General features: G+C 68.1%; 21 protein-coding genes. 11 read left to right on the top strand and 10 right to left on the bottom strand.

Going from position 1 to position 24,034, the window contains the following annotated elements; all coding sequences use genetic code 11:
- Positions 1–242: 242 nt before the first annotated feature.
- Positions 243–3,329 carry an ATP-binding protein gene (locus tag VF106_RS44020; protein WP_330846007.1) on the top strand — a complete coding sequence of 1,029 codons (3,087 nt, stop codon included), beginning with the start codon at positions 243–245 and terminating at the stop codon, positions 3,327–3,329.
- A gap of 33 nt (positions 3,330–3,362) precedes the next feature.
- On the opposite strand, the gene VF106_RS44015 is transcribed toward VF106_RS44020, so the two are convergent.
- From VF106_RS44015 to VF106_RS44000, 4 genes are all read right to left on the bottom strand, one after another.
- Complete coding sequence (locus tag VF106_RS44015; protein WP_330846006.1) at positions 3,363–4,205, bottom strand: ABC transporter permease; 843 nt, start codon at positions 4,203–4,205, stop codon at positions 3,363–3,365.
- On the bottom strand, positions 4,202–5,167 hold the full coding sequence (locus tag VF106_RS44010; protein ID WP_330846005.1) for an efflux ABC transporter ATPase subunit, DrrA-related: 966 nt from the start codon (positions 5,165–5,167) through the stop codon (positions 4,202–4,204). Before VF106_RS44010 ends, VF106_RS44015 begins: the two co-directional genes overlap by 4 nt.
- Positions 5,168–5,179: 12 nt before the next feature.
- Entirely contained in the window at positions 5,180–5,713 is a 534-nt protein-coding gene (locus tag VF106_RS44005; protein ID WP_330846004.1) for an NADPH-dependent FMN reductase, read from the bottom strand.
- Positions 5,714–5,804: 91 nt separating this feature from the next.
- Positions 5,805–6,770 carry a 2-dehydropantoate 2-reductase gene (locus VF106_RS44000; RefSeq protein WP_330846003.1) on the bottom strand — a complete coding sequence of 322 codons (966 nt, stop codon included), beginning with the start codon at positions 6,768–6,770 and terminating at the stop codon, positions 5,805–5,807.
- Between the two features lie 76 nt (positions 6,771–6,846).
- On the opposite strand from VF106_RS44000, the gene VF106_RS43995 reads away from it, so the two are divergent.
- The 7 genes from VF106_RS43995 to VF106_RS43965 all read left to right on the top strand — a co-directional run bounded on the left by VF106_RS43995 (position 6,847) and on the right by VF106_RS43965 (position 15,681).
- Positions 6,847–7,098: a DUF6457 domain-containing protein gene (locus tag VF106_RS43995; protein ID WP_330846008.1), complete on the top strand. Its 252-nt coding sequence runs from the start codon at positions 6,847–6,849 to the stop codon at positions 7,096–7,098.
- 97 nt (positions 7,099–7,195) lie between these two features.
- Positions 7,196–8,899 carry a thiamine pyrophosphate-binding protein gene (locus VF106_RS43990; RefSeq protein ID WP_330846002.1) on the top strand — a complete coding sequence of 568 codons (1,704 nt, stop codon included), beginning with the start codon at positions 7,196–7,198 and terminating at the stop codon, positions 8,897–8,899.
- Positions 8,900–8,912: 13 nt separating this feature from the next.
- Positions 8,913–10,142, top strand: a complete 1,230-nt coding sequence (frc, locus tag VF106_RS43985; RefSeq protein WP_330846001.1) for a formyl-CoA transferase — start codon at positions 8,913–8,915, stop codon at positions 10,140–10,142.
- 5 nt (positions 10,143–10,147) lie between these two features.
- Positions 10,148–12,304 carry an acetate--CoA ligase family protein gene (locus tag VF106_RS43980; RefSeq protein ID WP_330846000.1) on the top strand — a complete coding sequence of 719 codons (2,157 nt, stop codon included), beginning with the start codon at positions 10,148–10,150 and terminating at the stop codon, positions 12,302–12,304.
- Between the two features lie 312 nt (positions 12,305–12,616).
- Positions 12,617–14,026, top strand: a complete 1,410-nt coding sequence (locus VF106_RS43975) for an Nramp family divalent metal transporter (RefSeq protein WP_330845999.1) — start codon at positions 12,617–12,619, stop codon at positions 14,024–14,026.
- Between the two features lie 13 nt (positions 14,027–14,039).
- Positions 14,040–14,588 (top strand): hypothetical protein, encoded by a 549-nt coding sequence (locus VF106_RS43970; RefSeq protein ID WP_330845998.1) that lies wholly within the window; start codon positions 14,040–14,042, stop codon positions 14,586–14,588.
- Positions 14,589–14,679: 91 nt separating this feature from the next.
- The gene (locus VF106_RS43965) at positions 14,680–15,681 is read left to right on the top strand and encodes a TerC family protein (RefSeq protein WP_330845997.1); all 1,002 of its coding nucleotides are present in this window, start codon (positions 14,680–14,682) and stop codon (positions 15,679–15,681) included.
- A gap of 100 nt (positions 15,682–15,781) precedes the next feature.
- On the opposite strand, the gene VF106_RS43960 is transcribed toward VF106_RS43965, so the two are convergent.
- The 5 genes from VF106_RS43960 to VF106_RS43940 all read right to left on the bottom strand — a co-directional run bounded on the left by VF106_RS43960 (position 15,782) and on the right by VF106_RS43940 (position 19,619).
- Entirely contained in the window at positions 15,782–15,961 is a 180-nt protein-coding gene (locus tag VF106_RS43960) for a hypothetical protein (RefSeq protein ID WP_330845996.1), read from the bottom strand.
- Between the two features lie 96 nt (positions 15,962–16,057).
- Positions 16,058–16,222 (bottom strand): hypothetical protein, encoded by a 165-nt coding sequence (locus tag VF106_RS43955; protein ID WP_330845995.1) that lies wholly within the window; start codon positions 16,220–16,222, stop codon positions 16,058–16,060.
- A 111-nt stretch (positions 16,223–16,333) separates the two neighbouring features.
- Positions 16,334–17,080, bottom strand: a complete 747-nt coding sequence (locus tag VF106_RS43950; protein ID WP_330845994.1) for a GntR family transcriptional regulator — start codon at positions 17,078–17,080, stop codon at positions 16,334–16,336.
- Between the two features lie 200 nt (positions 17,081–17,280).
- Complete coding sequence (locus tag VF106_RS43945; RefSeq protein ID WP_330845993.1) at positions 17,281–18,027, bottom strand: IclR family transcriptional regulator; 747 nt, start codon at positions 18,025–18,027, stop codon at positions 17,281–17,283.
- A gap of 26 nt (positions 18,028–18,053) precedes the next feature.
- Positions 18,054–19,619: a thiamine pyrophosphate-binding protein gene (locus VF106_RS43940; protein ID WP_330845992.1), complete on the bottom strand. Its 1,566-nt coding sequence runs from the start codon at positions 19,617–19,619 to the stop codon at positions 18,054–18,056.
- 193 nt (positions 19,620–19,812) lie between these two features.
- On the opposite strand from VF106_RS43940, the gene VF106_RS43935 reads away from it, so the two are divergent.
- Complete coding sequence (locus VF106_RS43935; protein ID WP_330845991.1) at positions 19,813–20,760, top strand: ABC transporter substrate-binding protein; 948 nt, start codon at positions 19,813–19,815, stop codon at positions 20,758–20,760.
- Here the strand turns inward: VF106_RS43935 and VF106_RS43930 are convergent.
- The gene (locus tag VF106_RS43930) at positions 20,757–22,070 is read right to left on the bottom strand and encodes an MFS transporter (RefSeq protein WP_330845990.1); all 1,314 of its coding nucleotides are present in this window, start codon (positions 22,068–22,070) and stop codon (positions 20,757–20,759) included. The two genes, VF106_RS43935 and VF106_RS43930, sit on opposite strands and share 4 nt — an antisense overlap.
- A gap of 91 nt (positions 22,071–22,161) precedes the next feature.
- On the opposite strand from VF106_RS43930, the gene sucC reads away from it, so the two are divergent.
- Together sucC and VF106_RS43920 are read left to right on the top strand one after the other, a co-directional pair.
- Entirely contained in the window at positions 22,162–23,328 is a 1,167-nt protein-coding gene (sucC, locus tag VF106_RS43925; RefSeq protein ID WP_330845989.1) for an ADP-forming succinate--CoA ligase subunit beta, read from the top strand.
- Position 23,329: 1 nt separating this feature from the next.
- Positions 23,330–24,034, top strand: a 705-nt coding sequence (locus VF106_RS43920; RefSeq protein ID WP_330845988.1) for a succinate--CoA ligase subunit alpha, incomplete at its 3' end; no start/stop codon positions are given.

Raw genomic sequence — 24,034 nt, 5'->3', positions numbered from 1 at the left:
GCTGCTGATGTCGTAGACCCGCCCGTCGAGAAGCCAAACGCTCCGACGCGAGCCAGCCGACCAGCTCCGCCAACCCGTGCGCCGCACCGGGATCAGGCTCACCAGCCTCGTCGAACGCCACCGGTGTCATGGCCAGCAGGGTCTCGATCACCTCACCAGCTCCGCCGACACGTGCTGTCCCGGGCCGGGTCACCGGCCCGGGACAGCACGTTTTGTCGTACCCGCGGCCTACGATCGCGGGCATGGCACTCCAGCTCATCGGGCGGGACCATCCCGCCGGCGTACTCCGCGCCGAGATCAGCCGTGCCACCGATTCCCACGGCGGATTGGTGCTGGTCACGGGTGAAGCCGGCATCGGCAAGACCACGCTGGTCACCGATGCCATGGAGGCTGCCCGCGAGCAGGGCGCCCTGGTGCTGTCCGGGTCCTGCTGGGACTCCGCCGCGGCACCGGGATTCTGGCCGTGGGTGCAGGTGATCCGTTCCCTTCGCCGGCAGGCGACCCCCGACGAGCTGACCGCGGCGGAAGAAGCGGCGGGTGGCCGGCTCGCGGTCCTCCTGGGCGAGCCGAGTGCCGACGAGGTGGCCGACGGCTTCGACATGTACGACGCCGTGACCTCCGCGCTGGTCGCCGTCTCACAGCGGCGGCCGGTCGTGGTCGTGCTGGACGACCTGCACTGGGCCGACCCGTCGTCGGTGCGGTTGCTGGAGTTCGTCGCGCAACACACGTGGTTCGAGCGGTTGCTCCTGGTCGGCACGTACCGCGACGTGGAGGTGGAGGCGACCGGGCACCCGCTCGCGCCGCTGATGCTGCCACTGCTCACCAAGGCCACCACGGTGACGCTCACCGGGCTCGACCGGGACGGGGTCGCTGATCTGATGACCCGCACGGTCGGCGAGGCGGCGGCACCAGAACTGATCGACGAGGTGCACCTGCGTACCGGCGGCAACCCGTTCTTCGTCGAGCAGACCGTGCGGCTCTGGCACACCGGCGGATCCGTCACCGACGTCGCGCCCGGCGTGAGCGACGCGGTGCGGCGCCGACTGTCCCTGTTACCCGAGGCGGTGTCGCGGTTGCTGACCTCGGCCGCCGTGCTGGGGCGGGAGTTCCACCGGCAGGTGCTTGCCGCGGCGGTCGGCGCGCCGGTCGCGCAGGTCGACCGGCAGCTGGGGCAGGCGGTGGCGGCGCGGCTCGTGTCCGTGCTCGGCGACGGGCGGTTCGCGTTCGCCCACGACCTGGTGCGGGAGACGCTGTACCTGGAGCTCGACGAGGCGGCCGTGGGGGAGCGGCACGCGGCGGTGGTGCGTGCGCTGGACCGCTCACCCGTGCTCGCGGAGCGGATCTTCCCGGCGGACCTGGCCAGACACGCCTACCTCGGGCGCGCGTACCTCGACACCGGGCGCGTCGTCGATCTGCTCGTGGCCGCCGCCAAGGACGCGGCGCGGCGGTCCGCGTACGAGGAGTCGGGCAACCACTACCGCCATGCCGTCGAGATCATGGACCCCGCGGACCCGCGCAGGGCACGGATCGCGCTGGACTTCGGCATGCAGCTGCATCACGTGGACGAGCGGGACGAGGCGTGGCGGGTGCTCGAGGAGGTGGCCGCCGCCGCGCTGTCGGGTGACGATCTGGACGTGCTCGTACGCACGGCGCTGCGGCTGTACGGGTTGCCGGCGCAGGAGAACCGGGTGACGCTGAAGCACGACCTGCTTCGTGCCGCTTTCTCCCGGCTCGTACCCGGCACCGAACCGCCGGCCGGCTCTCTCGACCATCTCGCGCAGGAGGTGATCGTCCGGCTGGTCGCGATCGCACGCGACGACGGCGACGACGACGTGCTCGGGTTCAGCCTGTGGGCGCAGCACGACCAGCTGTGGGGGCTGGGCCACGCGGCCGAGCGCCTGGCGCTCACCGACGAGCTCGCGGCCATCTCGCGCCGTACCAACGACATCGACACCGAGCTGTACGCCGTGTCGCTCGGCTGGGTGGCGAAGCTCGAGCTGGGTGACCCCGGCTACTACGAGCGGTATCGCCAGTTCGTCGCCACGGTGGCGACCTCTCCGCCGTCGCACGTCACGGAGTACGTGCACATCGACTCGACCATCATCGCGACGCTGCGTGGCCGTTTCGACGAGGCGGCCGAGTACCTCGCCGGGTTCCCGAATCCGCAGGACCAGTTCGCCGTCGCCGTGGTCCTCCACCTCCAGTGGGCCATGGCGTTGCTGCGCGGGCGGTACGACGAGCTGGCGGACATCCTCGCGCGGGCCGCGGCCGCGGAACACCCGTACCCCGCGCTGCTGGAGGGCATCACGGCGGCCACCCGTGGTGACGAGGTGACGGCGCGGGGGTGCCTCGCGCAGCTGGAGTCGGCGCGGGAGCCGATGTCGAAGGCGTACGAACCGCTGCTCATCCGTCTGCGGGTGCAGCTGGCGGTGCTGGCCGGGGACGTGGCGCGATGTGAGGCACTGCACGACGAGCTGGTGCCGCATGCCGGCTCGTGGCTGGTGGCGATGTACGGGTGCGACGTCAGTGGGCCGGTCGCGTTGTGGTTGGGGCACCTCGCCATGGCCAGAGGGGACGCGGCGGCCGCGGTTCCGTATTTCGAGGCGGCACGGGACACGGCCGACCTGCTCGGCGCGCGACCATGGGTGGTCGAGGCGAAGGCAGGCCTGGCGTCCGCGTTGGCCGCCACCGGTGCGGAGGTGGCGCGGCTGCGTGCGTCGGTGGCCGGGGAGGCGGCGTCACTCGGCATGCGACACCTCGCTGCGGACGCGGAACCGTTACCGCACAACGAGTTCCGCTTCACCGGCGAGACGTGGTCGCTGTCCATGGCCGGCCAGACCGTCCATGTGCCGGACAGCAAGGGGCTACGCGACCTGCACGTGTTGCTTCTCGCTCCGGGCAAGGAGATCCCGGCGACCCGGCTGCTCAACCCGGCGGGCGGCGAGACGGTGGCCACCGCGGCCAGCATGGGTGGCGACCCGGTGCTCGACGAGCAGGCCAGGTCCCGCTACCGCATCCGCTTGTCCACATTGGACGAGTTGATCGCGGAGGCCGTGGACTCCGGCGACGACCGCAAGGCGGCGGAGTACGACCGCGAACGCGAAGCACTGCTGACCGAACTCCGCACCGCCACCGGACTGGGCGGCAGAACCCGCCGCCTTGGCGACGAGGCCGAACGCGCCCGCAAGACCGTGACGGCCCGCATCCGCGACACACTCCGCAAGCTGGACACGAGCCACCCACAACTGGCCGCACACCTGAGATCGTCGGTGTCGACGGGCACCACATGCAGCTACCGCACGTCCGAGCCACTCACGTGGCAGCTGTGAAGGGCGCCTTCGTGACGAAGGCGCCCTTCAGGGTCACTTGCGGTTGTACAGGCGCATCGTCAGCGTGCCGAAGATCGCGATCAGTACCGCGGACGACACCAGCACCCAGGTGATCTCGCCGGTGTCCGGTGTGCCTGACATCAGGCCACGGCAGGCGGCGACCAGGTGTGTGATCGGGTTGATCTCGGTGAACACGCGCAGCCAGCCGGGCATCGTGTCGGGTTCGACGAACACGTTGGACAGGAAGGTCAGTGGGAACAGCACCAGCATGCTGACGCCCATCACCGACTTCTCCGTGCGCAGCAGCAGCCCGAACATGGTCCACACCCAGGAGAACGCGAACGAGAACACGACGAGCAGCGCCATTCCGAGCAGCACCCCGTCGACCCCGCCACCGGGGCGGAAGCCCAGGACCAGGCCCACCGCCAGGATCACCGTGCCGGCCGTGACGTACCGCAGCACGTCACCGAAGATCGCGCCGACCAGAGCGGCGGGTCGCCAGATGGGCAGTGTGCGGAAGCGGTCGAACACTCCTTTGTCGATGTCGGTCTTGAGGCCGACGCCGGTGTACATCGTGATCATCACGACGCTCGTCACCATGATGCCCGGCAGCAGGTACTGCAGGTACTCCGTCACGGAGCCGGCCAGCGCGCCGCCGAACAGGTACGTGAACATCAGCGTCATCATGATCGGGAACGCCGTCACGTCGAACATCTGCTCCGGCACGTGTTTGATCTTCAGTAACGCACGCCAGCCGAACGCGACCGAGGCGGACCACGCGCTCGGTCGTGACGGCTGGTCCCCGGCGGCGAGCACCGCGTTGAGGCTTTCGGCCGCCGGTGTGTAGGTAGAGGTCGTGTCGATGGTCGTGGTCATGCCGCAACCTCCTTGTCAGTCAGAGCCAGGAAAACCTCGTCCAGGGTGGGTTGGCCGAGTGCGAAGTTGTCGACGGTGATGCCGGCCGCGGCCAGTTCGGCCAGTGCGCGGGACGCCTGCTCGGCCGCCACCCGGTCACTGTCCTCACCGGACAGTTGCGCGGTCAGCGCCACCGGGTCCGGGTCGGGCTGGACGTTGCCGCCCAGAACGGTTCGCAGCACCGTCAGTGCTTCGTGACGTTGCGAGGCGTCGCGGAGCCGCACGTGGACAGCGCCCGCGCCGACCGACGCCTTCAGCTGGCCGGGTGTGCCCTCGGCGATCACCTTGCCGCGGTCGATCACCGCGATACGGGATGCAAGCTGGTCGGCCTCGTCGAGGTACTGGGTGGTCAGCAGCACCGTCGTGCCCTGCGCCACGATGATCCGCACGATGTCCCACACCTGGTTGCGGCTGCGCGGATCCAGCCCGGTGGTCGGCTCGTCCAGGAACAGCACGTCCGGTGTGCGGATGATGCTCGCGGCGATGTCCAGCCGCCGCCGCATGCCGCCGGAGTAGTTCTTCACCAGCCGGTCCGCGGCGTCGGTCAACCCGAACGCCGCCAGCAGGTCCGCGGCCCTTGTCCGCGCCGTCGGTTTGCGGTGTCCGAGCAGCCGGGCGAGCAACGTGAGGTTCTCGGCACCGCTGAGGTCCTCGTCGACCGACGCGTACTGGCCGGTCAGCGCCACCCGCTGCCGCACGGCGTCCGGCTCGCGTCGCACGTCGTGGCCGAACACGCGTGCCTCGCCGCCGTCCGGTCGTAGCAGCGTGGCGAGCATCCGCACCGCGGTGGTCTTGCCCGCGCCGTTCGGCCCGAGCACCCCGTAGACCGTGCCGGCGGGCACCGCCAGGTCGATGCCGTCGACCGCGCGGTTGTCCCCGAAAACCTTTACCAGGCCGACTGTTTCTATGGCCAGTTCACTCATTTCCGTCCCCTCTCATGCGATGTACGGTCGGTCGGCGCGGGCCACCCGGAGCGCCTCGCCCCACCAGACGAGCTGGTCCAGCAACGCCGTGGCGGCCGGCTCGTCGGCCGCGCCCGGCTCTGCCGCCATCACGTCGACGGCCACGTGGTCGCGCATCGTGACGGTGTGCAGTTCGGCGAAGACGACCCGCAGCGCGGCCACGGCGCCGTCGCCGCGTGAGCCGCAGCCGTACGAGACGAACCCGACGGGCTTCGCGTGCCACTCGTCGTAGGCGAAGTCGATCGCCTGCTTGAGCGACGCCGGAAAGCTGCGGTTGTACTCGGGTGTCACGACGACGAAGCCGTCCGCCGCGTCGATGGCCGCCGTGAAGCGGTTCATCTCCGCCGTCGCCCGCCGCGGCAGCCGCGCCGGGAAGTCGAAGCCCGCGAGATCGACGAGATCGACCTCGACGTCGTCCCGCCGATCAGCCACGCGTGCGAACCACGAGGCGACGGTGTCACCGACCCGCCCCTCCCGCGTACTACCGACGATCACCACGACCCGCATGGCCCACGCCTCCTTCCACCCCGAAGACGCGAGACGCCCCGCTAGATCAGATCTAGCGGGGCGCCAAAAACCGCGAGTCTCGCTTTGGGCGTTAGAGCTTGGTGTTCAGTAGGTCGGCCAGTGCGGCTACCACTCGGAGGGTTGGGGCTTCCGCGCCGGTCAGGTCCGCCAGTTCCACCACCGCTCTCAGGATGACGTCCAGCTCCATGGGTTTGCCCTTCTCCAGGTCCTGGAGGGTGGAGGTCTTGTGTTCGCCGGCGCGTTCGGCGCCGGCCAGGCGGCGTTCTATCGAGATCTCCGGGTGGGAGCCCAGCCGGGCCGCCACGTCCAGGGTTTCGCGCATCATCTGGATCACCACCTCGCGGGTGTCCAGGTGCCGGCAGATGCCCGCCATGGTGGCTCTGGTCAGGGCACTGATCGGGTTGAACGCGATGTTGCCCATCAGCTTGAGCCAGATGTCCTTGCGCAGGTCCGGCTCCACCGGGCACTTGAGGCCACCGGCGATCATGGCCTGCGAGAACTCCGTGCAGCGCGAGGAGATCTCGCCCGTCGGCTCGCCGATGGAGAAGCGGGTGCCCTCCAGATGCTTGATCACGCCGGGGGAGGCGATCTCGGTGGCCGCGTAGACCACGCAACCTATGGCCCGATCGACGGGTAGCGCGGCGCTCACGGCACCGCCAGGATCGACACTGTTGATGCGGTAGTCGCGGTAACGACTCTCGATCCCGTGGAAGTACCACCACGGGATCCCGTTCTGTGCGGCGATGATGGTGGTGTCATCGTGCAGCAGCGGTTTGACCATCGGCCCGGCCTCGGCGTACCGGTTCGCCTTGAGGCCGAGGAAGACATGGTCGACCGGGCCGACCTCGGCCGGGTCGTCGGTGGCGTGCGGACGTGCTTCGAAATCTCCTCGGGGGCTCACCACGCGAACGCCCGACTCGCGAATCTTCTCCAGGTGGGGGCCTCTGGCGACGAGGTGAACCTCGACGCCCGCCCGATGCAGTGCCGCACCGACGTACGCGCCGATGGCGCCGGCCCCAAGAACAGCAACTTTCACCGCAAGCTCCGTTCTTGTCTAAAAATGGTATGCAGCATACAGTATGAGATGTTCGGCGAAACGAGAAGTGGTGAGCATGGACGGACTCGCGGATTGGACCTCGTCGGCCAGTGCTCTGCTGGCTTTGGACATCGAGCAGGCCGATATCGCTGAGATCCTGGAGCTCGCGAGGAACGTGAAGCGTGCGGTGACAAACCCCGCCGCGATCGTTGCCGTGTACCTGTTGGGCGTCGCGGTGGGTCGTGGCGCCGACCCGCGGGAGGCGGCGGCGCGCCTCGCTGACCTGACCGACCGGTGGTCCGGCGCCACCTGCGACTGGCGCGACTGACGCCCGGCGATTGACACCTAGACCTGGGCCAGGGTCCTCACTAGAGTCATACGGTATGCAGTATGCGCCAAGGCCCCCGATAAGGAGATGACGACAGATGGCTTCACAGGCAGGGACGACGCCGGAGGAGAGCCCAGAGATGATCTCCGGCGGACATCTTGTGGCTAAGGCGCTGAAGGCAGAGGGCGTGGACGTGATCTTCACGCTCTGCGGCGGCCACATCATCGACATCTACGACGGCTGCGTGGACGAGGGCATCGACGTCATCGACGTACGCCACGAGCAGGTGGCCGCCCACGCCGCGGACGGGTACGCGCGGATCACCGGCAAGCCGGGCGTTGCGGTCGTGACCGCGGGCCCCGGCACCACCGACGCGGTGACCGGCGTGGCCAACGCCCTGCGTGCCGAGAGCCCCATGCTGCTGATCGGCGGCCAGGGCGCGCTCAGCCAGCACAAGATGGGCTCGCTGCAGGACCTCCCACACGTCGACATGATGAACCCGATCACCAAGTTCGCCGCGACCGTGCCCAGCACCGAGCGCGCCGCCGACCTGGTGTCGATGGCCTTCCGGGAGTGCTTCCACGGCGCCCCGGGCCCGTCGTTCCTCGAGATCCCCCGTGACGTGCTGGACGCGAAGGTTCCGGTTGACAAGGCGCGCATTCCCAAGGCCGGTGCCTACCGGGCCTCGCCCCGTTCGGCCGGCGACCCGGAGGCCATCGAAAAGCTCGCTGACCTCGTGGTTGGCGCCGAGAAGCCGTGCGTGCTGCTCGGTAGCCAGGTCTGGACGACGCGCGGCACGGACGCGGCGACCGAGTTCGTCCGCACGCTGAACGTCCCCGCGTTCATGAACGGCGCCGGTCGCGGCACCCTGCCCCCGGGCGACCCGCACCACCTGCAGCTCTCGCGCCGCTACGCGTTCCAGAACGCCGACCTGATCATCATCGTCGGCACGCCGTTCGACTTCCGCATGGGCTATGGCAAGCGCTTGTCGCAGAACGCCACCGTGGTCCAGATCGACCTGGACTACCGCACGGTCGGCAAGAACCGCGACGTCGACCTCGGCATCGTCGGCGACGCCGGACTCGTCCTGTCCGCGGTCACCCAGGCCGCGTCCGGCCGGGTGGACAACGGCTCGGTCGCCAGGAAGACCTGGCTTGAGGAGCTGCGCACGGTCGAGACCCAGGCGTACGAGAAGCGGTTGCCGCGCCAGCTCTCCGACGCCTCGCCGATCGACCCGTACCGCCTGGTGCACGAGATCAACGAGTTCCTCACCGAGGACTCGATCTACATCGGCGACGGCGGCGACATCGTGACGTTCTCCGGTCAGGTCGTGCAGCCGAAGTCGCCCGGCCACTGGATGGACCCGGGTCCACTCGGGACACTCGGGGTCGGCGTGCCGTTCGTGATGGCGGCCAAGTACGCCCGGCCGGACAAGGAGGTCGTCGCGCTCTTCGGTGACGGCGCCTTCTCGTTGACCGGCTTCGACTTCGAGACGCTCGTGCGGTTCAACCTGCCGTTCGTCGGCATCGTCGGCAACAACTCGTCGATGAACCAGATCCGCTACGGCCAGATCCAGAAGTACGGCGCGGACCGCGGCCGGGTCGGCAACACGCTCGGCGACGTGCGCTACGACGAGTTCGCCCGGCTGCTCGGCGGCTACGGCGAGGAGGTCCGCGACCCCAAGGACATTCGCCCCGCGCTCGAGCGCGCCAGGGAGAGCGGGCTGCCGTCGCTGATCAACGTCTGGGTCGACCCGGAGGTCTACGCGCCGGGCACGATGAACCAGACCATGTACAAGTAAAGGGGCTTGTCACATGCGCAAGGCACTGGAGGGCGTGCGGGTCCTCGACATGACGCACGTCCAGAGTGGACCGTCGGCGACGCAGATCCTGGCGTGGCTCGGCGCGGACGTGGTGAAGCTCGAGGCGGTGACCGGCGACATCACCCGCAAGCAGCTGCGTGACATCCCGGACGTCGACAGCCTCTACTTCACGATGCTGAACAGCAACAAGCGCAGCATCACGCTGAACATGAAGTCTCCCAAGGGCAAGGAGATCTTTACCGAGCTCGTGGGCAAGTTCGACATCCTCGCGGAGAACTTCGGTCCCGGCGCCGTCGACCGGATGGGGTTCCCGTGGGAGAAGCTCCACGAGATCAACCCCCGGCTCATCTACGCGTCGATCAAGGGCTTCGGCGACGGCCCGTACAAGTACTACAAGGCCTACGAGGTCGTCGCCCAGGCCATGGGTGGCTCCATGTCCACCACCGGCTTCGAGGACGGCCCGCCGCTCGCGACGGGCGCGCAGATCGGTGACTCCGGCACCGGCATGCACGCGGTGGCCGGCATCCTGGCCGCGCTGTACCAGCGCGAGCACACCGGTGAGGGGCAACGCGTCACGGTCGCCATGCAGCACGCGGTGCTGAACCTGTGCCGGGTCAAGCTGCGCGACCAGCAGCGGCTCACGCACGGGCCGCTCGCCGAGTACCCGAACAAGGAGTTCGGCGACACGGTTCCCCGCTCCGCCAACGCGTCCGGCGGCGGCCAGCCTGGTTGGGCGATCAAGTGCGCGCCCGGCGGGCCGAACGACTACATCTACGTGATCGTCCAGCCGGTCGGCTGGGCACCGATCACCCAGCTCATCGGCCGTCCCGAGCTGGCGAACGACCCGGAGTGGGCCACCCCCGAGGCACGCCTCAACAAGCTGGACAAGATGTTCCAGCTCATCGAGGAATGGTCGGTCGAGCACGGCAAGTGGGACGTGCTCGCGAAGCTCAACGAGCACAACATCCCCTGCGGTCCGATCCTGTCGACCAAGGAGATAATCGAGGACGACTCGTTGGCGGACAACGACATCGTCGTCAAGGTGGACCACCCGGAGCGGGGCGAGTTCACGACGGTCGGCATGCCGATCAAGCTGTCGGACTCACCGGCAGAGGTGAAGCGTTCGCCACTTCTCGGTGAGCACAACCAGGAAATCTACGGTACTGAACTCGGTCTGTCCGAGAGCGACATGGCCGAACTCAAGGCGAGTGGAGTGATCTGAGGATCATGACAGCAACACTGTCCTCCGTGGACAAGGACACCGTACGCGCGGTCCTCGACGAGGTCAGGGCAGCCGGACGGGACTCGCTCACCGCCCCGCAGGGGAAGCGGGTCTGCGACGCGTACGGGATTCCGACGCCGAAGGAAGGGCTTGCGACGAGCGCTGACGAGGCGGCGAAGCTCGCAGAGGAGATCGGCAGGAAGGTTGTCGCGAAGATCGTCTCGCCGGACATCCTGCACAAGACCGAAGCCGGTGGCGTCATCGTCGGCGTCGACGGGGCGGACGCAGCGCGTGCGGCGTACGACAAGATCCTGGCCAACGCCAAGGCATACAAGGCCGACGCGGACATCACCGGCGTCCAGATCCAGGAGATGGTCGGCGGCGGTGACAGCGTCGAGGTCATCATCGGCGCCACGACCGACGCCACGTTCGGCAAGATCGTCGCGTTCGGACTCGGCGGCGTGCTCGTCGAGGTGCTGAAGGACGTCACGTTCCGCCTTGCTCCGCTGGACGCCGCCGAGGCGAGGAGCATGACCACCGGTATCAAGGCGGCCGAGGTGCTGCAGGGCGCCCGTGGTGCCGAACCGGTCGGCCTCGACGCGCTGGCCGACGTGATCAGCAAGGTGTCCCAGCTGGTCACGGACTTCCCGGAGATCAGCGAGTTCGACCTCAACCCGGTGTTCGCCTCGGCGAGCGGCGCGGTCGCCGCCGATGTGCGGATCCTGCTGGAGACCGAGGAACGCGCGCAACCCGTGCAGTACAGCCAGGAGGACATCCTCTCGGCGATGAACCGGCTGATGAATCCGCGTTCCGTCGCGGTCATCGGCGCCTCCGACCAGGCCGGCAAGATCGGCAACTCGGTCATGAAGAACCTGATCAACGGCGGCTACGCGGGCGAGATCTACCCGATCAACCCGAAGGCCGACGAGATCCAGGGCCGCAAGGCGTACAAGTCGATCGGCGACGTGCCCGGCGAGGTGGACGTCGCCGTGTTCGCGGTGCCGGCCAAGTTCGTGCCGGCCGCGCTGACCGAGTGCGGCAAGAAGGGTGTCACGGCCGCGGTGATGATCCCGTCCGGGTTCGCCGAGACCGGGAACGTCGAGCTGCAGAAGGAAGTCGTCGGCATCGCCAACGAGTACGGCGTCCGGATGCTCGGCCCGAACATCTACGGCTACTACTACACCCCGCAGAACCTGTGCGCGACGTTCTGCACGCCGTACGACGTGAAGGGCGGCGTGGCGCTGACCTCGCAGTCCGGCGGCATCGGCATGGCCATCCTCGGCTTCGCCCGCACCACCAAGATGGGCGTCTCCGCGATCGTCGGCCTCGGCAACAAGTCCGATGTGGACGAGGACGACCTGCTGACGTTCTTCGAGAACGACGACAACACCCAGTGTGTCGCCATGCACCTCGAGGACCTCAAGGACGGCAGGGCCTTCGTCGAGACCGCCAAGCGGATGACCAAGAAGAAGCCGGTCGTCGTGCTCAAGGCCGGCCGCACCGCCATGGGTGCCCGGGCCGCCAGCTCGCACACGGGCGCGCTCGCCGGCGACGACAAGGTGTACGACGACATCCTGCGCCAGGCAGGAGTCGTGCGCGCCCCTGGCCTCAACGAGATGCTGGAGTACGCGCGGGGTCTTCCGCTGCTGCCGACGCCGAAGGGCGAGAACGTCGTCATCATCACCGGCGCAGGTGGTTCCGGTGTGCTGCTGTCGGACGCCTGTGTCGCGGAAGGACTGTCCCTGATGGACATTCCACCGGACCTCGACGAGGCGTTCCGCGCGTTCATCCCGCCGTTCGGCGCGGCGGGGAACCCCATCGACATCACCGGTGGCGAGCCCCCGTCGACGTACGAGGCCACGATCCGCCTCGGCCTTGAGGATCCACGCATCCACGCGCTGATCCTGGGCTACTGGCACACGATCGTGACGCCGCCGATGGTGTTCGCCGAGCTGACCGCGAAGGTGGTCGAGGAGGCTCGCGCGAAGGGCATCGACAAGCCGGTGGTCGCGTCGCTCGCGGGTGACACCGAGGTCGAGCAGGCGAGTGACTACCTGTTCGAGCACCGGATCGTGGCTTATCCGTACACCACGGAACGCCCGGTCGCCGTGCTCGGCGCGAAATACCGGTGGGCCAGGGCAGCGGGCCTGATCGGCGGTTGACAAAGAACCGCCACAAGAGTTTGGTTGTGCCGTTTTGGTGATTGCTCGTCAAGACGGCACAACCAAAGGGCCGGCCAGATTGACCGACCCGCAGTGATGGGTGATCGAGCAGGGGTCAACAGGCAGGCATAGAAGTGGTTTCCGGAGGATGCGGTGTGGAGGCCGTGAAACCGCTTCATCATGTATTTCTCTGGAGGTCCAATGGTGGATTCTCACAACCCCCCGGCCGCGGGACTGCCCAGCACGGGCAGGGACGCGGCCCCGGCGCCCGCCGGGGAGGAACGGGTATGGCATGCCGGCAAACTGGAGCCGATGCCAATCCGCCCGCTCCCTGAAGCGCCACCGTCCATTCACTTACTCGGCCCGACCGTCTTCCTCGTCGCACTCGGCGTCGGCATGGGCGAGTCCTACATGTGGCCGAGGCTGGTGCTGGTCTTCGGCCCGGAAATCAGATGGCTGTTCCTGATCGGCGTCACCCTGCAGGCCGTGGTGATGCTCGAGATGGCACGTTATGCCATGGCCACCGGCGAGAGCATCTTCAACGGTGCGGCCCGGGTGTTCAAACCGTTGATGTGGTTCTTCTTCGTCACGGCCATTCTCGTCTATATCTGGCCAGGCCATTTGGCCGCGGGCACGTCGGCGTTCGAGGAACTCACCGGCATACCGTGGGTCGTGACCGCCTGCGTCGTCCTGATTCTGGTCGGGATTCTCTTCAGCCTGGCCAGTGTCATCTACAACGTGCTGGAGAACCTGCTCGCGGTCCTGATCGGCATTCTCGTCATCGGCACGTCGGTCATCGCGTCGATCGTCGGCACCTGGGGCGATCTCGGCGCCACGATCGGCGGCATGTTCGCGTTCGGGTACCTGCCGTCCGACGCGTTGTCCTCGACCTGGTTCCCGATCGTGGTCGGCTCCATCGCGTTCGCCGGCCCGTCCGGCATGCAGCAGATGTGGTACACGCTGCACCTTCGGGAGTCGGGCGCCGGCATGGGCGCGCACGTCCCGCAGATCCGCGGGCTGCGCAACGCGAAGGAACAGGAGCAGATTCCTCGGCACGGGTTCATGTTCGACACCGACGACCCGAACGAGATGGCGAAGTGGCGTGGCTGGCGCAAGTGGGTCACGTTCGACGCCTTCCTGCTGTTCTGGGGCATCACGATGCTGGTGACGATCTCGTTCACCGTGCTCGCCCGGTCGGCGGCACGGGAGAACCCGAACGTCAAGGACCTGATCGAGGACGGCGACCGCTCCGCCGCGCTCTCCGCCATGTCCGACGCCTTCGCTAGTGCTGGCGGACCGGTGCTCGGTGGGTTGTTCTTCGGGTTCATCGCGCTGATCGGGTTGAACGCGACCCTCGGGTTGTTCGACTCGTTCTCGCGTGGCCAGGCGGACATGACCTACTTCCACGTGAAGCGTGCGCGGCGGTTCAAGATGTCGCACATCTACGCGGGGTTCTTGTGGGGTGTCATCACTTTCGGCATCCTGATCCTCCTGTTCGGACCCGCCGACGGACCCGCCGGGATCCTGGACATCCTCGCGTTCCTGTCCACGTTCGCCATGGGCGCGTACTGCGTGACGCTGCTGCTCGTGAACAACCGGATGCTGCCGAAACCCATTCGGCCCAAGTGGTGGTCGAACGCGATCATCGGGTTCGGCGCGGTGTTCTACCTGGGCATGCTGTTCTACAGCCTGATCGTGTTCGGCGTGGCTGATCTCGGATGAGGGACTGAGTGCGATGCGCCTGTTTCAACTGGCCCGGCTGACACTGCCAGGGCTCGCCGTGGGGTTCATCGCCGGCGTCGTCGCCGGTGGGCTGGCCGCGTTTGTCGGTCAGCCCGCCGGTTGGGCGCTGGTGTCGGCGCTCACACTGGGTGTCCCACTTGGACTGCTCGGCGCCGGCTACACGATGCTCCTGGTCAACGGCAAGGTGCGGCTGGGTGGTTTCGCGCCGGCCGCGGTGTACTGGCTGGTCGGCTTCCCGCTGGCCCGGCTGCTGCACGAGGTGCTGACCCGGTTGATCCTCACGGGCCAGCCCGGCCTCCCGCCGGACCCGCTCGGTTTCCTCGCCTACCAGGGGATCGTCAGCGCCGGGTTCGCGATCGGGTTCCTGTGGCTGCACGAGCGGGTCGCTCCCCGCTACTGGCAGCGGCTCGCCGCGCATGACGATCAGGCACGTGAGGTATATCTCAGGTATGCCTCGCACGCCAGGGTCATCGTCGAGGCCAACGAGCGGCGACGTGCCGCGAGAGGGAGGAAGCCCAAGGCGGGCACTGGTCCCCGCTGACTTGTTCTAGGAAGTCCCTCGGGAATACTCACCGGTGCGCTCGTCGTTCGAGCGCACTGGTGGGTGTCTCCTGCGCGGGCGAAAGGTAGCGATGAACGTCCCAGCATGGCTCTGGGTGGTGACCGTACTCGGTCTGACCGCCGTTATCTTCTTCGACTTCTATCTGATCTCGCGCAACCCCCATGCCCCCTCGCTCAAGGAGTGCACGGCCTGGATCGCTGTCTACGTTGGACTCGCGGTCGTGTTCGGCATGCTGCTCCTCTTCACCGAGGGGCCCCAGTACGGCGGTGAGTTCTTCGCCGGATGGATCACCGAGTACTCGCTGTCGGTGGACAACCTGTTCGTCTTCCTGATCATCATGTCGTCGTTCGCGGTGCCCCGTGAGTACCGGCAGAAGGTGCTGTCGATCGGCATCGTGATCGCGCTGGTCATGCGCGGCGTCTTCATCATGGTCGGCTACGAGGCCATCACCCGCTTCGACTGGCTGTTCTACGTGTTCGGCGCGTTCCTCGTCTACACGGCGTGGAAGCTGATGGCACACAAGGACGACGAGGACGAGGAGTTCAAGGAGAACGCCGTCCTCCGCCTCGCCAAGAAGGTCCTGCCGGCGACGGAGCGCTACGACGGCGCCCGGATGACCACCCGCGTGAACGGCCGCCGCATGGTCACGCCGATGCTGATCGTGATGATCGCCATCGGCACCACCGACCTGCTGTTCGCGCTCGACTCCATCCCGGCCATCTTCGGCCTGACGAAGGAGCCGTACCTGGTCTTCACGGCGAACGCGTTCGCACTGATGGGCCTGCGGCAGCTGTTCTTCCTGATCGGCGGCCTGTTGGACAGGCTCGTGTACCTCAGCTACGGGCTCGCGGTGGTACTCGGCTTCATCGGCCTGAAGCTGGTGTCGGAGGCCCTGCACCACGACGGCGTCGCGTGGGCGCCGGAGATCCCGATCCTGGTGTCGCTTGGCGTGATCGTGGGCACTCTCGCCATCACGACGATCCTCAGCCTGTGGAAGGTCCGCCGAGACCGGGACAAGGAACTGGAAGAGGTCACCGCGGAACAACCCGTCCGAGACGCCGACCCAGCCTGATGGTATGCAAGACAAAGGCTCGGGTCGCATGGACCGCGACCCGAGCCTTTTGTCTCAGTGGGGCTGGGCCACACGGACCGTGGCCCAGCCCCACTGGGTCTCATACCTTCGCGTCGACCGTCCGGTCGGCGGCGGGCTGGTTGCGCAGGTACTCCTCGGCCTCCCGAGTCGTCGCCTCACGCTGCTTCCGCATCGCGGTCGCGAGTCCCAGGCCGAGCCGGCGGCCGTCGGCCGCGAAGCCGCGCGGAGAGTCGGTCAGCGACAGTAGCCACTTACGCATTTCTCTCACCTCCTGAGTGGGAAACGAGCCGCACGGACCGCGTCTCGGTTCCATCTCTCTCAACCACGTCTACAGGTTTCCCATAATCACGGGGGACTAGACCGAGGTGGTCGTCACACCTTCGGGGGTCTGCTCGCGCAGGTAGTCCTCCACCTCGCGGGCGGCCTCCTGGCGCTGCTTCTCCATCGCGGCCGCGAGGCCGACGCCGAGGGCACGGCCGTCGGCGTTGAAGCCGCGCAGCGTCTGCAGCCAGTTACGCATCTACTTCACCTCCTTGCGGGCAGGGTTCATCGACCCGGGGTCGCGGCGATGCGGCCAGGGTTGGTCCAGCGGCGAATGAAGCCGCTGGTCGGGTGTGGTGGTGGGGCGGGGTCAGCCCTTGGCGGGAGACCTGCGACGACGACGGGCAGGGAGTTCGATCACCTGCTCCTGTTCGCCCTCGGCGTCCCGCTGTTCGAGGTAGGACTTCCGGGTCCGCTCGGTGTGTTCACGCATGATCCGGGCGGCGGCTTCGGCGTCCCGCTTCTCGATGGCGTCGATCAACTTCGCGTGTTCTGTCCAGGACTGCTTGCCGCGCTGCCGGGCGATCGGCGTGTAGTACCAGCGGACCCGGCGGTCCACCTGGGTCGCGAAGTCGAGCAGCACCTTGTTCCCGGACAGCTCCGTGACACAGCGGTGCACCGCGGCGTTGAGGGCGACCGCGGTATCGACGTCGTCCGCGGCGAGCGCCTCGAGACCTTGCTTGTTGAGGTCCCGCAGGCGCGCGATGCCCTCCTCGTCGGCGTGTTCGGCCGCCAGCCGCGCCGACTCGCTCTCCAGGAGCGTGCGTACGGCCAGCAACTGGTCGGCCTCGTCCGGCGTCGGCTGGTGTACGAACGCGCCGTAACCGGGTCGGAGGTCCACCCATCCCTCGTTGTTCAGCCACTGCAGTGCCTCGCGCACGGGCTGACGGGACACACCGAGCATCTGGGCCAGCTCGCTCTCCACGAGGTGCTGGCCGGGGGCCAGCCTCCTGGAGATGATCAGCTCCTGCATCGCCTGGTAGACGTGCTCACGCAGGGGCACTGGCCGATCGATCCGGCGAGCCGCCAGTTCCTTTGGCAACTCGTTCGGCTGCATGGTGGTCTCCAACGGGAGTGGGTTAGGTTCTTGCGTAGTCGGCTAGTGTTTCTGGTCGACTGCCTACAGCATACAGTCTTGGCATGTCCGGTTAGCGGGCTCGTGAGCGCGTTCACAGTCTGTGACCAGCAACACTAGACCAATTGATACCTTCTATGAGGTCTAGATCACAACTGTACGGGAGCGTTTCCCAACTTTCCTCAACTTCCGGTCGCCATTTCCCGGGAAAGTGCCAGGGCCGCCGTGCGGACGGCCGGGGCCAGGCGCTCCAGGTCCAACCGATGCGCCGAGCCTGCGATGGACAACGCCGCGATGACACGGCGATTCCGGTCGTGGACGGGGGCCGCCACGGCGACCACGCCGGTCTCCGACTCCTCGCGGTTGATGCCGTAGCCGCGCTCCCGCGTGCGGTCGAGGTCCTGGCGCAGCAGGCCGGGCAGGATGACCGTCCTGGGCGTGAGCCGCCGCAGGCCGGCGTCGAGGACCTGGCGCAGGTAGGCGGGTGGGCCGAGCGCGAGGAACACCTTCCCGCTGGCCGTGCAGTGCGCCGGCAGTTTGCCGCCGACCCGCGAGACGATCGGCATCGACCGGCGACCGGTCACCTTCTCCAGGAACAGCGTGTCGGTCGAGTCGAACACGGTGAGGTGGACGTTCTCGTGCGTCGCCTCGTGCAGGTCCTCCAGGTAGGGCAGCGCCGCCTCACGCAGGCTCCGCTGCCTCGGCACGCGCTGGCCGAGCACGAACAACGTCATGCCCAGCCGGTAGCCACCATCCGTGCGCTCCAACCCACCCCAGGCCACGAGTTCCGCGACCAGCCGGTGCGCGGTCGGTTTCGGTAGGCCGGTACGTGCGGACAGCTGTGCCAACGTCAGTTCGACGTCGGTGGCGCCGAACGCGTCGAGCAGTAGCAACCCGCGAGCGAGGACCGACTTCGGCGGCGCACCCATGTGCCGATCCTTGTGGTGGGTGCCCGTCAACGCAATGGCACGTCGACCAGTAGCGGCGCGGTGAGCGACGAGGCGGATGCGACCAGGGCCCGCAGCTCGGCGTCGGTGCACGCCCGGTGGGCGGCGACACCGAAGAACTCGGCCGCCTTCGACCAGTCCAGCCGCCCGAGGTCGACGCCGGGGTGCGGTCCAGTGCCGTACGACGCGGCGAGCGTGTCCTTCAGTGTCCGGTACTCACCGTTGTTCATGATCAGGAACAGCACGGGAACCTGGTAGCGGGCGGCACTCCACAGCCCTTGGAGGCCGAACATCGCGCACCCGTCACCCAGAACGGCCACCACCGGGCGGTCCTGGGCCATGCGGGTGCCGATGGCGGCGCCGATGCCCCAACCCAGCCCGGCGCCGACGGTGTGCACGAACGAGCCCGGCCGGTCGGGCCGCAGCAGCGGACGCAGCAGGATGCCGACGGTGATCGCCTCGTCGACCACGACCGCGTCGGCGGGCAGGCCGTCGGCAATGGCTCGTACGGCGGTCCCCGGGTCGAGCGGCGCGTTCGCCGGCATCGCGGGTTCACGGCGTGGGGCCGGTTTGTGGCTCATGGGTGAGCCGCGGCCGAGCAGTCCGGCCAGTTCGGTGAGCGTTGCCCTGATGCCGCCGGTCAACCCCAGCTCCACCGCGAAGTTCCGGCCTAGCTCGGCCGGGTCGTCGTCGAGCTGCACGACGCAGGTACCGAGTGGGATGGCCGGTCCCGGCGTGTAGTGGTGTGGGGAGAAGGCATGGCAGCCGACCACGAACACGACGTCGTGACCCCTCAGCGTCTCCCGCACGGCCGCGTTCCGTGGCGCGATCATGCCCGCATGCAACGGGTGAGTGAACGGAAAATTCACCCGATCGTGCATGGGCTGGTGGTACACGGTGGCGCGGAGACTTTCCGCGAGCGTCACCAGTTCGGCCACCGCGTTGTCCCGGCCGACTCCGTCTCCGGCGACGATCGCGGGATGGTCACCCCTGCTGAGCAGGTCCGCGGCCGTGTCCAGTGTCGTCGCGGGGCCCAGCGGGGCCAGGGGTGACCGCGGGGGTACCTCGATCGTCACGTCCTCCGACAGCAGGTCCATGGGGAGCGACACGAACACCGGACCCGCCGGTGGTCGGGCGGCCAGCGCGAACGCGCGGCGCATGATGATCGGCAGGTCGTACGCGTGGTGGACCTCGATCGCCTGCTTGCTCGCGGCAGCGGCGAGGCCGACGAGGTCGCCGGCCAGCATGGGGTCCTCGACCAGGTGCCGGCGGTCCTGCTGTCCGGCGGTGACGACCAGGGGAGTGCGTGACCGTTTCGCGTTGAGCATGCCGATGAGCCCGTTCGCGAGCCCGGCCGCGATGTGCAGGTTCACGAACGCGGTCCGGCCGGTGGCACGGGCGTAGCCGTCGGCCATCGCGACCGAGGAAGCCTCCTGTGCCGCCAGGACGTACTCGAGGTCGGGTGCGTGCGCGAGGGCGTCCAGGAGAGGCAGCTCCGTGGTGCCGGGATTGCCGAAGATCCTGTCCACGCCCTCGTCACGCAGGATCTCGAGCAGCGCGTCCAGCGGGTTCATCCTTCTCCCTACGGGAAACCGGCCGAGTCCACTTGCGACAATGCGCGGGGACGTGCCGCAATGTTGTTGGCGACGCTGATCAATCGGCAAGGCGCGCGTTTCAATGAATGAAACGCCGCCGGTTGACGGGTCGGCAGGCGGCCAATACGTTCGTCCTCTGAACTGCTGTTCGTTATACGAACATGGGGGCACGATGAGGCGCTTCGCCGCGGTGGTCGCGTTTCTGCTGGCAGTGGCGGGTTGCGGTGCCGACACCGTGCCGTCCTCGAACCCCGGCCAGCCGGACGGCGTCACGGTAGGCCTGATCTCGATCCTCGACGTGGCTCCGATTTATCTTGGCAAGCAGAAAGGATTCTTCGCGGATCGGAACATCGACCTGACGCTCAAGCCCGCGGAGGCCGGCACGGAGACGGTGCCGGCCGTGCTCGAGGGCGACCTGCAGTTCGGTTTCAGCAACGTCGTGACGTTGTTGTTGGCGCAGGCACAGGGACTGCCGGTGAAGGTCGTGAGCAACGGCACCAACTCGACGGGTGTAGAGGGCGCCGACTTCGGCTCGCTGATGGTGCGGGGAGACAGCCCCATCCGGTCGGTGAAAGACCTCGCGGGCAAGAAAGTCGCCGTCAACGTCCTCCAGAACGTGGTAGAGCTGGCCGTACGCGCATCCGCGGAGAAAGCGAACATCGACCCGGAGTCGATCGAGTACGTGAAACTGGGCTTCCCGGAAATGCCGGCGGCACTGGCCGACGGCCGGGTGGACGCGGCGTTCGTGGTGGAACCGTTCCAGCAGGTTGTGCTTTCGCAGGGCGGCCGCGCGATCGCGTCGAGCCTCGTGGACATCGCACCGGACCTCACCGTGGCCGTGTACTTCACGTCGAAGCAGATGGTCGCGGAGAACCCGGACCTGGCCCGCCGCTTCACCGAGGCGATGAACGAGTCCCTCGCCTACGCGGACACGCACCCGGACGAGGTGCGCGAGATCCTGCCGACCTACACCAGGATCGGGCCAGAAGTCATTCCGGACCTCGTGTTCCCGAAGTGGCCGGCCGAGATCAACCGGGAATCGATCACCGCGGTCGCCGAACTCGCCAGGGAGGAGAACCTCCTCTCCAGCGAGCCGGACATCGACGACCTGTTGCCCTAGGAATCGGACGTCGCCACGCGCTGCGGTGGGACGCCGGGTAGGAACCGGCCCGGTTGGCGGAGCTTCACGCACATCGCCGCCGAAGCCGCCGCCAAGGCGCACGCCAGCAACAGCACCGGCGCGTAACCCCACGACGGGAGCACCGCCGCGGCCACGCCGACGCCCAGCACACCGCCGAACGCCTTGGCGCTGTACACGGCCGCGTGGGTGCGGCGGGCCCCTGGGCTCTGGTCGCCGAAGAACTCGCGGGCCAGGCTTGCGAACAGTGGGTAGAACGCGCCACCGCCTGCGCCCGCGAGTACCGTCGCGAACACCAGCATCGCGGCGCTGCCGGTGCTGGCCGCGCTCGCCAGGCACAGCTGTCCCAGCCCCAGTGTCGCGAGCACCCACGCCAGCGTGCGGGTGCGGCCGGCCCGGTCGGACACGCGGATCGCCAGTGCCCGGCCCGCCCCGTTCGCGGCCAGCAGTACACCCGTGCCCACCGCGACCACGGCCACCGTCGCCTCGATGTTCGCGCCCAGCGTGGCAAGGAACGTGATGTCGAACAGGGAAACCGCGCTGGCGAAGAACAGGATCAGGTACATCAGCGGCGCGGCCCCGGTGCGCATGGCCTCACGCGGCGAGTACTGCCGTACCGCGCTCACCGACCGGCGGCCCAGTGTCCACTCGCGAGGGTCAACGTCCGGCGGCCACCAGTTCGCGGGCGGGTCCACCAGGAGCGCGCCGGCGGCCAGGACCGCCAGGAAGATCAGCACCGCGGTGACCGTCAGCGCCGGTGCAAGCGGAGCGAACAGGAACGCGACGGCGAACGGAACCGAGCCGTAGGCGAACGCGCCCGTCACCAGGCTGACCTTCGCCGCCTGCCGTTCCGGGTACCACTTCGCGACCGTGGCCGAGCACGTCGCGTACACGATGCCGGCGCCCGTGCCGCTCAGCACCGAATAGCCAAGCAGGGCAACGAGTTCCGAGCCGTGCGCCAGCGCGAGTGGGCCGAGGGGGAGCAGGACCGCGCCGGCGATCATGGCGGTGCGTGGGGCGATGCGGCCGCGTTCCCGGAGGTACGCGATCGGGAAGCCGGCCCCCGCCTGGAAAACCGTCCACAACGCCAAGAGCCAGAACAGGTCGAGCGCGCCCCAGCCACGCTCGAGAAGCGATGGCACCAGCGAGCCGAAGCCGTACTGCAGGATCCCGATCGCGGCCATCGCCACCCAGGACGCCCGCAGCATCCACGTGCGTGGGCGGCCGAGAAGCTCGTCCGCGGTGGGACCGACTTCGAAGCGGCGGCCGAGGAAGTCAATGGTGCTCGTCACAGCGACCCCTCCTAGACAACGAGTTCCATACTGCATACAGTCTACAACACATGGTGGCGTCGGTCACAGCCCCGAACGAGAGGTTGGGCGCGTGGACCTGTATGAGTACCAGGCAAAAGACCTGTTCGCGGCGCACGGTGTGCCGGTCGGGTCAGGGCAGCGGGTGGTGACGGACGCCGTCGCGGCCCTAGACGCGGCGGCCGAGTTCGGCGTTCCGGTCGTCGTCAAGGCGCAGGTGAAGACAGGCGGGCGCGGCAAGGCCGGTGGCGTCAAGGTCGCGGCCGACCCCGCCGACGCGGAGGCCAAGGCCGAGGCGATCCTGGGCCTGGACATCAAGGGCCACACCGTGCGGCGTGTGCTCGTCACGCCCGCCTCGAAGATCGCCGAGGAGTACTACTTCTCTTTCCTGCTGGATCGCGCGAACCGCACCTTCCTCGCCATGGCGTCCGCCGAAGGTGGCATGGAGATCGAGCAGCTGGCCGCCGAACGGCCCGAGGCGCTCGCCAAGGTACCGGTCGACGCCAACGAGGGTGTTGACCTGGCCAAGGCCAAGGAAATCCTTGCCGCCGGCCACTTTCCGGAGTCCATTGTCGACCGGGCCGCCGAGGTCGTGGTCACGCTCTGGGAGACGTTCGTCGCCGAGGACGCCACGCTCGTCGAGGTCAACCCGCTCGTGCGTGACCCGGAGGGCGCCATCCTCGCCCTCGACGGCAAGGTCACCCTCGACGAGAACGCGGCGTTCCGGCACCCCGGGCACGCCGCCCTCGTCGACACCGAGGCGGAGGACCCGCTGGAGGCCGCGGCGAAGGCCAAGGACCTCAACTACGTCAAGCTCGACGGCCAGGTCGGCATCATCGGCAACGGCGCCGGCCTCGTCATGTCCACTTTGGACGTGGTGGCCTACGCGGGGGCGGCGTTCCAGGTCAGGCCGGCCAACTTCCTCGACATCGGCGGCGGCGCCTCGGCCGAGGTGATGGCGGCGGGCCTGGAGATCATCCTGTCCGACCCGGACGTGAAGTCGGTGTTCGTCAACGTGTTCGGCGGCATCACCGCGTGTGACGCGGTCGCCAACGGCATCATCCAGGCGTTCGAGCTGCTGGAGTCGGTGAACAAGCCGGTCGTCGTGCGCCTCGACGGCAACAACGCCGCCGAGGGTCGCCGGATCCTGGACGCCGCCGCTCTTCCCGGTCTGCAACGTCTGGACACCATGGACGACGCGGCCCGAACCGCAGCCGAGCTCGCCGCGAAGGGGACCTGAGATGGCTATCTTCCTCAACGAGGACAGCAGGATCATCGTCCAGGGCATGACGGGCGCGGAGGGCACCAAGCACACCGCGCGGATGCTCGCGGCGGGCAGCAACGTCGTCGGCGGAGTCACCCCCGGCAAGGGCGGCCGCGCAGTCGAGATCGGCGGCCGGGAGTTGCCGGTGTTCAACTCGGTCGGCGAGGCGATGTCCGCGACCGGAGCCGACACCACGGTCGTGTTCGTGCCGCCGAAGTTCGCGAAGGACGCGGTCGTCGAGGCCATCGACGCCGGCATCGGTCTGGCCGTGGTGATCACCGAGGGCATTCCGGTGCACGACACCGCGAGCTTCTGGGCGCACGCGGTGGCCACCGGCACAGCGTCTTCGGGGACACCCCGCACCCCGAGGACCCGGATCATCGGCCCGAACTGCCCCGGTGTGATCAGCCCCGGCAAGTCCAACGCGGGCATCATCCCGGCGGACATCACCGGGGCGGGCCGGATCGGTCTGGTGTCGAAGTCCGGCACTTTGACCTATCAGATGATGTACGAGTTGAGCGACATCGGTTTCTCGACGGCCGTGGGCATTGGTGGTGACCCGATCATCGGTACCACGCACATCGACGCGTTGGCGGCGTTCGAGGCCGACCCGCAGACCGAGCTGATCGTGATGATCGGTGAGATCGGTGGCGACGCCGAGGAGCGGGCCGCGGCCTACATC

Origin of the sequence: Actinophytocola sp. (assembly GCF_036378875.1) — a bacterium.
Taxonomy (GTDB): domain Bacteria; phylum Actinomycetota; class Actinomycetes; order Mycobacteriales; family Pseudonocardiaceae; genus Actinophytocola.
Note: the sequence above shows the minus strand (reverse complement) of the source record. Positions and strands in the feature narration are given on the sequence as shown.

Bases quoted from the DNA above. Each gene is read 5' to 3' on its own strand.
- VF106_RS44020 (WP_330846007.1), top strand. From the start codon at position 243: ATGGCACTCCAGCTCATCGGGCGGGACCATCCCGCCGGCGTACTCCGC.
- VF106_RS44015 (WP_330846006.1), bottom strand. From the start codon at position 4,205: ATGACCACGACCATCGACACGACCTCTACCTACACACCGGCGGCCGAA.
- VF106_RS44010 (WP_330846005.1), bottom strand. From the start codon at position 5,167: ATGAGTGAACTGGCCATAGAAACAGTCGGCCTGGTAAAGGTTTTCGGG.
- VF106_RS44005 (WP_330846004.1), bottom strand. From the start codon at position 5,713: ATGCGGGTCGTGGTGATCGTCGGTAGTACGCGGGAGGGGCGGGTCGGT.
- VF106_RS43995 (WP_330846008.1), top strand. From the start codon at position 6,847: ATGGACGGACTCGCGGATTGGACCTCGTCGGCCAGTGCTCTGCTGGCT.
- VF106_RS43990 (WP_330846002.1), top strand. From the start codon at position 7,196: ATGGCTTCACAGGCAGGGACGACGCCGGAGGAGAGCCCAGAGATGATC.
- frc (WP_330846001.1), top strand. From the start codon at position 8,913: ATGCGCAAGGCACTGGAGGGCGTGCGGGTCCTCGACATGACGCACGTC.
- VF106_RS43980 (WP_330846000.1), top strand. From the start codon at position 10,148: ATGACAGCAACACTGTCCTCCGTGGACAAGGACACCGTACGCGCGGTC.
- VF106_RS43975 (WP_330845999.1), top strand. From the start codon at position 12,617: ATGCCAATCCGCCCGCTCCCTGAAGCGCCACCGTCCATTCACTTACTC.
- VF106_RS43970 (WP_330845998.1), top strand. From the start codon at position 14,040: ATGCGCCTGTTTCAACTGGCCCGGCTGACACTGCCAGGGCTCGCCGTG.
- VF106_RS43965 (WP_330845997.1), top strand. From the start codon at position 14,680: ATGAACGTCCCAGCATGGCTCTGGGTGGTGACCGTACTCGGTCTGACC.
- VF106_RS43960 (WP_330845996.1), bottom strand. From the start codon at position 15,961: ATGCGTAAGTGGCTACTGTCGCTGACCGACTCTCCGCGCGGCTTCGCG.
- VF106_RS43955 (WP_330845995.1), bottom strand. From the start codon at position 16,222: ATGCGTAACTGGCTGCAGACGCTGCGCGGCTTCAACGCCGACGGCCGT.
- VF106_RS43950 (WP_330845994.1), bottom strand. From the start codon at position 17,080: ATGCAGCCGAACGAGTTGCCAAAGGAACTGGCGGCTCGCCGGATCGAT.
- VF106_RS43945 (WP_330845993.1), bottom strand. From the start codon at position 18,027: ATGGGTGCGCCGCCGAAGTCGGTCCTCGCTCGCGGGTTGCTACTGCTC.
- VF106_RS43940 (WP_330845992.1), bottom strand. From the start codon at position 19,619: ATGAACCCGCTGGACGCGCTGCTCGAGATCCTGCGTGACGAGGGCGTG.
- VF106_RS43935 (WP_330845991.1), top strand. From the start codon at position 19,813: ATGAGGCGCTTCGCCGCGGTGGTCGCGTTTCTGCTGGCAGTGGCGGGT.